Genomic DNA, 5,641 nt, shown 5'->3' with positions numbered 1-5,641 from the left:
GGCGATCAGGATGCGGGCGCCCTGATCGCTGCTGCGCGCCCGGTCGGCCCGGCGCCGACGCCACCACGACAGGATGCCGGTTACCGTCAGGCCGAAGAGTACGGCGGCGCCAACGGCGTTGAGGAGGCCCGACCAGGCGCCGGCCCAGGTCCCCTCGTGCAATTCGCGGACGAGGCCGGGGCCGCCGGTCATCGGCACGACCTCGGTCGCCGTCGCGACATAGGTCGCGGGGGCGCTGGTGGTGATCAGCACCCGGCCCTGCCGGAAGGCGCGGGCAAGGCTTAGGCCCGAGAGGTCGATACTGTCCGCCGCGCGGGTCAGGGCGGCGACCGGTGTCGTCCGCCCGCCTGTCGTGGGCGGCAGGCTGGGGCCGCCGATGCCGAGGGTCATCAGGACACCGGTCAAGGGCAGCATCAGGACGAGGGGCAGGGCGAACCAGCCCGCCACCCGGTGCCAGCCCATCAGGCTGTTGGCGAAACGCGGCCAGGCCAGGAGGGGGCCGATGACGACGATGGCGAGCATGGCCCAGGCGGCGATCTCGACCACGATGCCGGCGCCGATCAGCAGATTGCGGTGCAGGTCCTCGACCGTCTGGAAGACATCGAAGGGCGGGGGCGCCTCGCGCAGCAGCTGGCCATCGCCGAGGGCATAGGTCTGCCACATCCCGTCCCGGACCAGGGTGACGGCGGTGCCGCCATCGGCCGGCATGACCATGGTGGCCTTGCCCTCGGGATCGACGGCGTTGATGACGCGGACGAGGGCGGCGCCGTCGAGCCTTGTGCTGTCGGTCGGCGTCAGGCTTTCGGTCACGGGGACGAAAGCGAGAATGCCGCCCGTCAGGGTGACGAGCAGCAGCACGGGCGCCAGCGCCAGTGCCAGCCAGCGGTGCAGCCAGACGAGACGCCGCTTGATGGTGGTGAAAGCCATGGAGAAGCCCTGCCCCTACGCAAAAGACGGCCGCAGCATCGCGCCGCCCGGCTGAGCCGAAGCTGAACCGGCCGTTCAGCCGCCGTTCAGCCGGCGGGGGCGATACTACCGCCATGCGAATCCTGATGGCACTTCTTCTCGCGTTTTGCCTGTCGCCGGGCGCGGCCCTGGCGGGCGATGATCACGAGCGCGCGCTCGAAGCCCTGCGCGAAGGGCGGATCCTGCCGGTCGAGGCGATCCTGGACGCGGCCAGAAAGGACTTCGGCGGCGATGTCCTCGATATCGAGCTGGAGGACGAGGACGAAGGTTTCGTCTATGAAATCAAGCTGATCGCCGACGATGGCCGGATCATGAAGCTGGACTATGATGCGGCGACCGGGCAATTGCTGCGCGTCCGTCAGCGTCATGGGGGATATCACTGAACATGCGCGTTCTCGTCGTGGAGGATACGCCCGCCCTCGGCGAGCAACTGGTGATGCGCCTGACCACCGAATCCTATGCCGTCGACCTCGCCCGTGACGGGGAGGAGGGGCGCTTCCTCGGCGAGACCGAACCCTATGACGCGGTCGTCCTCGATCTTGGCCTGCCGCGCATCGACGGCCTGTCGGTGCTGCGCCACTGGCGCGCCAAGGGTTTGAACATGCCGGTGCTGATCCTGACCGCGCGCGACGCCTGGCACGAGAAGGTGCAGGGTATCGACGCCGGGGCCGACGATTACCTGGCCAAGCCCTTCAACATGGAAGAACTGCTGGCGCGCCTGCGCGCCCTCATCCGCCGGGCCAAGGGCCATGCCTCGGCCGCGCTGACCTGCGGGCCGGTCACGCTCGACACCCGCAGCGGGCGGGTTTCGCTCGATGGCCAGCCGGTCGAACTCACCGCTTATGAATACAAGGTGCTGGATTATCTGATGCACCGGCAGGGTCAGGTGATCTCCCGCGCCGAATTGACCGAACATGTCTATGCCCAGGATTTCGACCGGGATTCCAACACGATCGAAGTCTTCGTCGGCCGGCTGCGGCGCAAGCTCGGCAATGGCCTGATTGCCACCGTGCGCGGCCTCGGCTACCGGCTCGAGGCGCCGTGAGGGCGCCGCGCTCGCTTCGCTTTCGCCTGCTGGCCGGGGCGGCGCTGTGGATCGCGCTGGCGCTGGCGGCGGCGGGCGTCGGCCTTTCGGCGCTGTTCCGCGATCATGTGATCGCCCGCTTCGACACGGAACTGGACCATCACCTCGACCAACTCGCCGCCAATATCGATATTGGCGTTGACGGCAAGCCGGTGTTGCCCCAGTCGCTCAGCGATCCCCGTTTCCAGCGCCCGCTGTCCGGGTTGTACTGGCAGGTGCAGGCGGGGGATGCCGTGCTGCGCTCCCGCTCGCTGTGGGATGTCGTCCTCGATCTGCCGCCCGATCCCGACCGCTCGCCCCACCGCCATGACGTGAAGGGGCCGGGGGGGCAGAGCCTCGTCGTGATCGAGCGCAGCGTGACCCTGGCCGATACAGGGGCGAACTTGCGCCTCGCCGTCGCCGCCGACAGGTCGGAACTGGCCACGGTCATGCGCGCCTTCAATGTAACGCTTGCCGGCTCCCTCGGCCTGCTGGCGGTGGCGCTGATCCTCGCCGCCGTCATTCAGGTGCAGGTCGGTCTGTTTCCCCTGGTCCGTTTGCGCCGGGGCCTTGCCGAGGTTCGCGCCGGCCGGACGGAGCGGCTGGGCGGCACCTTGCCATCGGAAGTGCAGCCGCTGGTCGACGACCTCAACGCGCTGCTGGGCCATGCCTCGGACGTGGTCGCGCGCTCGCGGCTCGAGGCCGGCAATCTCGCCCATGCCCTGAAGACCAATCTCGCCATTCTCGCCAATGAGGCGGCGGCGCTGGACGAGGTCGCGGCGCGCCCGATCAATCGCCAGATCGACCTGATCCGCCGCAACATCGACCATCACATGGCGCGGGCGCGGGCCGCCGCCACCAAGGGCGTTCCCGGCAGCAGCACGGTGATCGGAGGCGCCGTCGCCGCCATCGTCCGGGTGATGCGCCGGCTCTACGACGAGCGCGGCCTTGATATCGAGGACCGGGTGCCGCCCGGTCTCGTCTTCGCCGGGGATCGTCAGGATTTCGACGAGATCCTGGGCAATCTCGTCGACAATGCCTGCAAATGGGCAAGCCGGCGGGTCGAGATCACCGCCGGCGCAAACGGCGGCATGATCTGGCTTGCCGTCGATGACGACGGCCCGGGCCTTGCCGATGCCGAGAGGGATGCGGTGCTCGCCCCCGGCGTTCGCCTCGACGAGAGCGTGCCGGGCAGCGGTCTTGGCCTTGCCATGGTGCGCGAATTCGCCGGCCTCTACGGCGGCCGGCTCGATCTCGATCGCTCGCCCCTCGGCGGCTTGCGGGCCCTTGTGGAACTGCCCACGATCCCCTGACTCAGTCATCCTCGTAGTAGCCGTTTTCCGCGCCCTGGTGGCAGGCGGCGCAATTGATCTTGCTGCGCACCTCCGGCCGGGCGAAACGGCCGGGCGAGAAATCATGCTCGTGGCGCCACCAGCGCTGTTCGGTGATGCGCAGCAGCGACGGATCGCCCCGCCCGGCGCCCGCGACCAGATAATGCTCGATCGAGGCGGCGGTGGCGGGCGGAAGGCTGGCATCCTCGCCGAAGTGATCGGACAGGTTGCCCATGATCGCCCGCCAGCTGCCGGCGGGCAGCAGGGCGGGCTGGAAGGCCATGTGACACTCCCCGCATTCCTTCAGGGTTTCGGCATGGCGCACCGGCGGCACCCATTCGCCTTCGTCGGCGAAGGCGGGCGCCAGGGCGAGCAGGGTCAGCGGCAGGGCGAGGCAGAGAAAGTGACGACGAAGAGCCATGATCATTGTCCCGCGAGATAGGTGATGAAATCGCCCTTTTCGAGCGGGCTGCAGTCGCGGCCCAGCACGGCGGGGCAGTCGCGGCCGAAGCGCTTCTCGACCTCGGCCTGTGACGTGAAGCGATCCGGGGTCACCGATACGGCCATGGGCGGGATGTCCCGCCCGGTGCGGTAGTGATGGCCGGTGGCGCGGGGATCGGGCGTGTGGCAGGTGGCGCAGGCCGGCGTCTCCGGCTTGCCGCCCGCGTGGGGGCCGAGGAAAAGGGCGCGTCCCCGCTCCGCCGAGAAGCCGGCGAAGCCGGGACCCACGGCGGCGGCGTAACCATCGAGGATGTCCTTGCGGGCGGAGTCACCGCCGGCGGCCAGGGCGGGCGCCGACAGGCTGATCAGGAACAGGATCAGGAGGGGGGAAGTCTTCTTCACGGCAGGACCTCTCGGGTACGGGGCGCGGGGGCGACGCGCTTCAGGCCGGCGAGACCGAAGGCGAGGGCGATGTGGACGAAGGCGAGCATCAGGGCGAAGTCGCCCAGGGCTTCGTGCAGGTCCTCGACCGGCTGAACCCAGTCGGCGACGGCCCCGGTGAGGGCGGCGCCGGCCGTGCCGATCAGCATGGCGACGGCGATGAAGCCGAGCAGCGGGCTGCGCGCCCTGAAGGCGGCGCCATCGAGCCGCAGCAGTCGCGCCAGCCAGCCGCCGAGCGCGGATATCGAGGGACGGGGCAGGCGCAGGGGGCTGTTCTTCGGCGCCGCCAGCGCCATGACGAGGCGGGCGGCGAGGGCGGCCAGCACGGTGTAACCGGCGAAGACATGGATGCCATAGCTGTCCTCCCCGCCCGAGAGATAGGCGACGAGGAACGAGCCGCTCATCACGGCGTGGAAGCCGAGCAGCAGGCGCATTTCGATCGGTTTCGGCTTCCGCCGGGGGGCGTCAGTCGCGGTCATGATCGCGCGCCCCCGCGACGACATCGGCCAGCGACGCCGGTCCATAGCGCAGGGCCTGATAGGTCGCCCCGGCGAAGACGACGAGGCTCGCGACCAGCAAGCCTTCGATGATCATCCGTTTCAGCATCGTCTGCCTCCTCAAGTGTTGGAGGCAGTATCGCGGGGCGGGACTGAGCCTTTCCTGAACCGGGTGTTCAGCCGGCGTTCAGGTCACGACCTCGATTTCGGGAATGCCGCCGATCTCGAGCCGGATACGGCCGCGCTCGGGGCGCAGCAGGCGCAAGGGCGCCGCGTGGTCATCGAGCCGGCGACGCAGCAGGATCAGGCGGGTTTCCAGATTGTCCTTCACCTCGGGCAGACGCAGGCGGGGATCGACGCGCAGTTCCCGATTGGTGAAATCGCTCCGGCCCTCGTCGAGATGAAGGCGCAGGAAATGATGCAGCAGCCGGCCGGAAATGCCCCGGATCAGGTAGTCCTCCCCGATGAAGATACTGTCGTCATAGGGGAAGTACCGGATGCGGATGCGGGGGCCGGCGATCCGATCCGGCGCCGGCTTCGCCGCCGGTTCGTCCTCGGTCGCCATGTCGTGGAGGGCCAGCGCCGCGCCCAGCTGGCCGGCGACGAGGGCGAGGGCGTCCTCGTCCTCCCGCGCGAAGGCGAAACGGGTCTGGGCTTCGGCCATCAGGACACCGGTCAGCTCGCCCCGGCTGATCATGGGGACGGCCATCTGGCTCAAGGGCTCGGCGAGGCCGGGATAGGGGATGGCGCGGGGCACCGGCGTTTCTATCCGGGCCGCCTCGGCATAGCGCCGGCCCCGGCTCATGTCGGCGAGGCGAAGCGGGCGCAGGGTGGCGGCGACGGTGCCGGCGACACCCTCGCCCAGCCCGACCTCCGCCCCCGTGCCCGGGACATCGTAACCC

9 protein-coding genes are annotated in these 5,641 nt (G+C 69.5%); 3 read left to right on the top strand and 6 right to left on the bottom strand.

What is annotated here, in order from left to right; genetic code table 11:
• The coding region (locus WAZ62_RS05060; protein ID WP_422642433.1) for a PepSY domain-containing protein at nt 1-927 on the bottom strand (927 nt) is incomplete at its 3' end.
• A 125-nt stretch (nt 928-1,052) separates the two neighbouring features.
• Between WAZ62_RS05060 and WAZ62_RS05055 the strand changes: the two genes are divergently transcribed.
• From WAZ62_RS05055 to WAZ62_RS05045, 3 genes are read left to right on the top strand one after another with little or no spacing between them, the layout of a single operon-like run.
• Nucleotides 1,053-1,349 carry a PepSY domain-containing protein gene (locus WAZ62_RS05055; protein WP_422642432.1) on the top strand — a complete coding sequence of 99 codons (297 nt, stop codon included), beginning with the start codon at nt 1,053-1,055 and terminating at the stop codon, nt 1,347-1,349.
• A gap of 2 nt (nt 1,350-1,351) precedes the next feature.
• Nucleotides 1,352-2,011 (top strand): response regulator, encoded by a 660-nt coding sequence (locus WAZ62_RS05050; RefSeq protein ID WP_422642431.1) that lies wholly within the window; start codon nt 1,352-1,354, stop codon nt 2,009-2,011.
• Nucleotides 2,008-3,342, top strand: a complete 1,335-nt coding sequence (locus WAZ62_RS05045) for a sensor histidine kinase (protein ID WP_422642430.1) — start codon at nt 2,008-2,010, stop codon at nt 3,340-3,342. The genes WAZ62_RS05050 and WAZ62_RS05045 overlap by 4 nt, the downstream gene beginning before the upstream one ends.
• A 1-nt stretch (nt 3,343) precedes the next feature.
• On the opposite strand, the gene WAZ62_RS05040 is transcribed toward WAZ62_RS05045, so the two are convergent.
• The 5 genes from WAZ62_RS05040 to WAZ62_RS05020 form a co-directional block, all read right to left on the bottom strand.
• The gene (locus WAZ62_RS05040; RefSeq protein ID WP_422642429.1) at nt 3,344-3,781 is read right to left on the bottom strand and encodes a diheme cytochrome c; all 438 of its coding nucleotides are present in this window, start codon (nt 3,779-3,781) and stop codon (nt 3,344-3,346) included.
• A gap of 2 nt (nt 3,782-3,783) precedes the next feature.
• Nucleotides 3,784-4,203 carry a DUF1924 domain-containing protein gene (locus WAZ62_RS05035; RefSeq protein WP_422642428.1) on the bottom strand — a complete coding sequence of 140 codons (420 nt, stop codon included), beginning with the start codon at nt 4,201-4,203 and terminating at the stop codon, nt 3,784-3,786.
• Nucleotides 4,200-4,721 (bottom strand): cytochrome b/b6 domain-containing protein, encoded by a 522-nt coding sequence (locus tag WAZ62_RS05030; protein WP_422642427.1) that lies wholly within the window; start codon nt 4,719-4,721, stop codon nt 4,200-4,202. The genes WAZ62_RS05035 and WAZ62_RS05030 overlap by 4 nt, the downstream gene beginning before the upstream one ends.
• Nucleotides 4,708-4,848: a hypothetical protein gene (locus WAZ62_RS05025; protein WP_422642426.1), complete on the bottom strand. Its 141-nt coding sequence runs from the start codon at nt 4,846-4,848 to the stop codon at nt 4,708-4,710. The genes WAZ62_RS05030 and WAZ62_RS05025 overlap by 14 nt, the downstream gene beginning before the upstream one ends.
• Nucleotides 4,849-4,926: 78 nt before the next feature.
• Nucleotides 4,927-5,641 (bottom strand): GAF domain-containing protein (locus WAZ62_RS05020; protein WP_422642425.1); only part of this gene is annotated, 715 nt, incomplete at its 5' end.

The organism is Zavarzinia sp. (genome assembly GCF_049306435.1).
GTDB lineage: Bacteria > Pseudomonadota > Alphaproteobacteria > Zavarziniales > Zavarziniaceae > Zavarzinia.
Note: the sequence above shows the minus strand (reverse complement) of the source record. Positions and strands in the feature narration are given on the sequence as shown.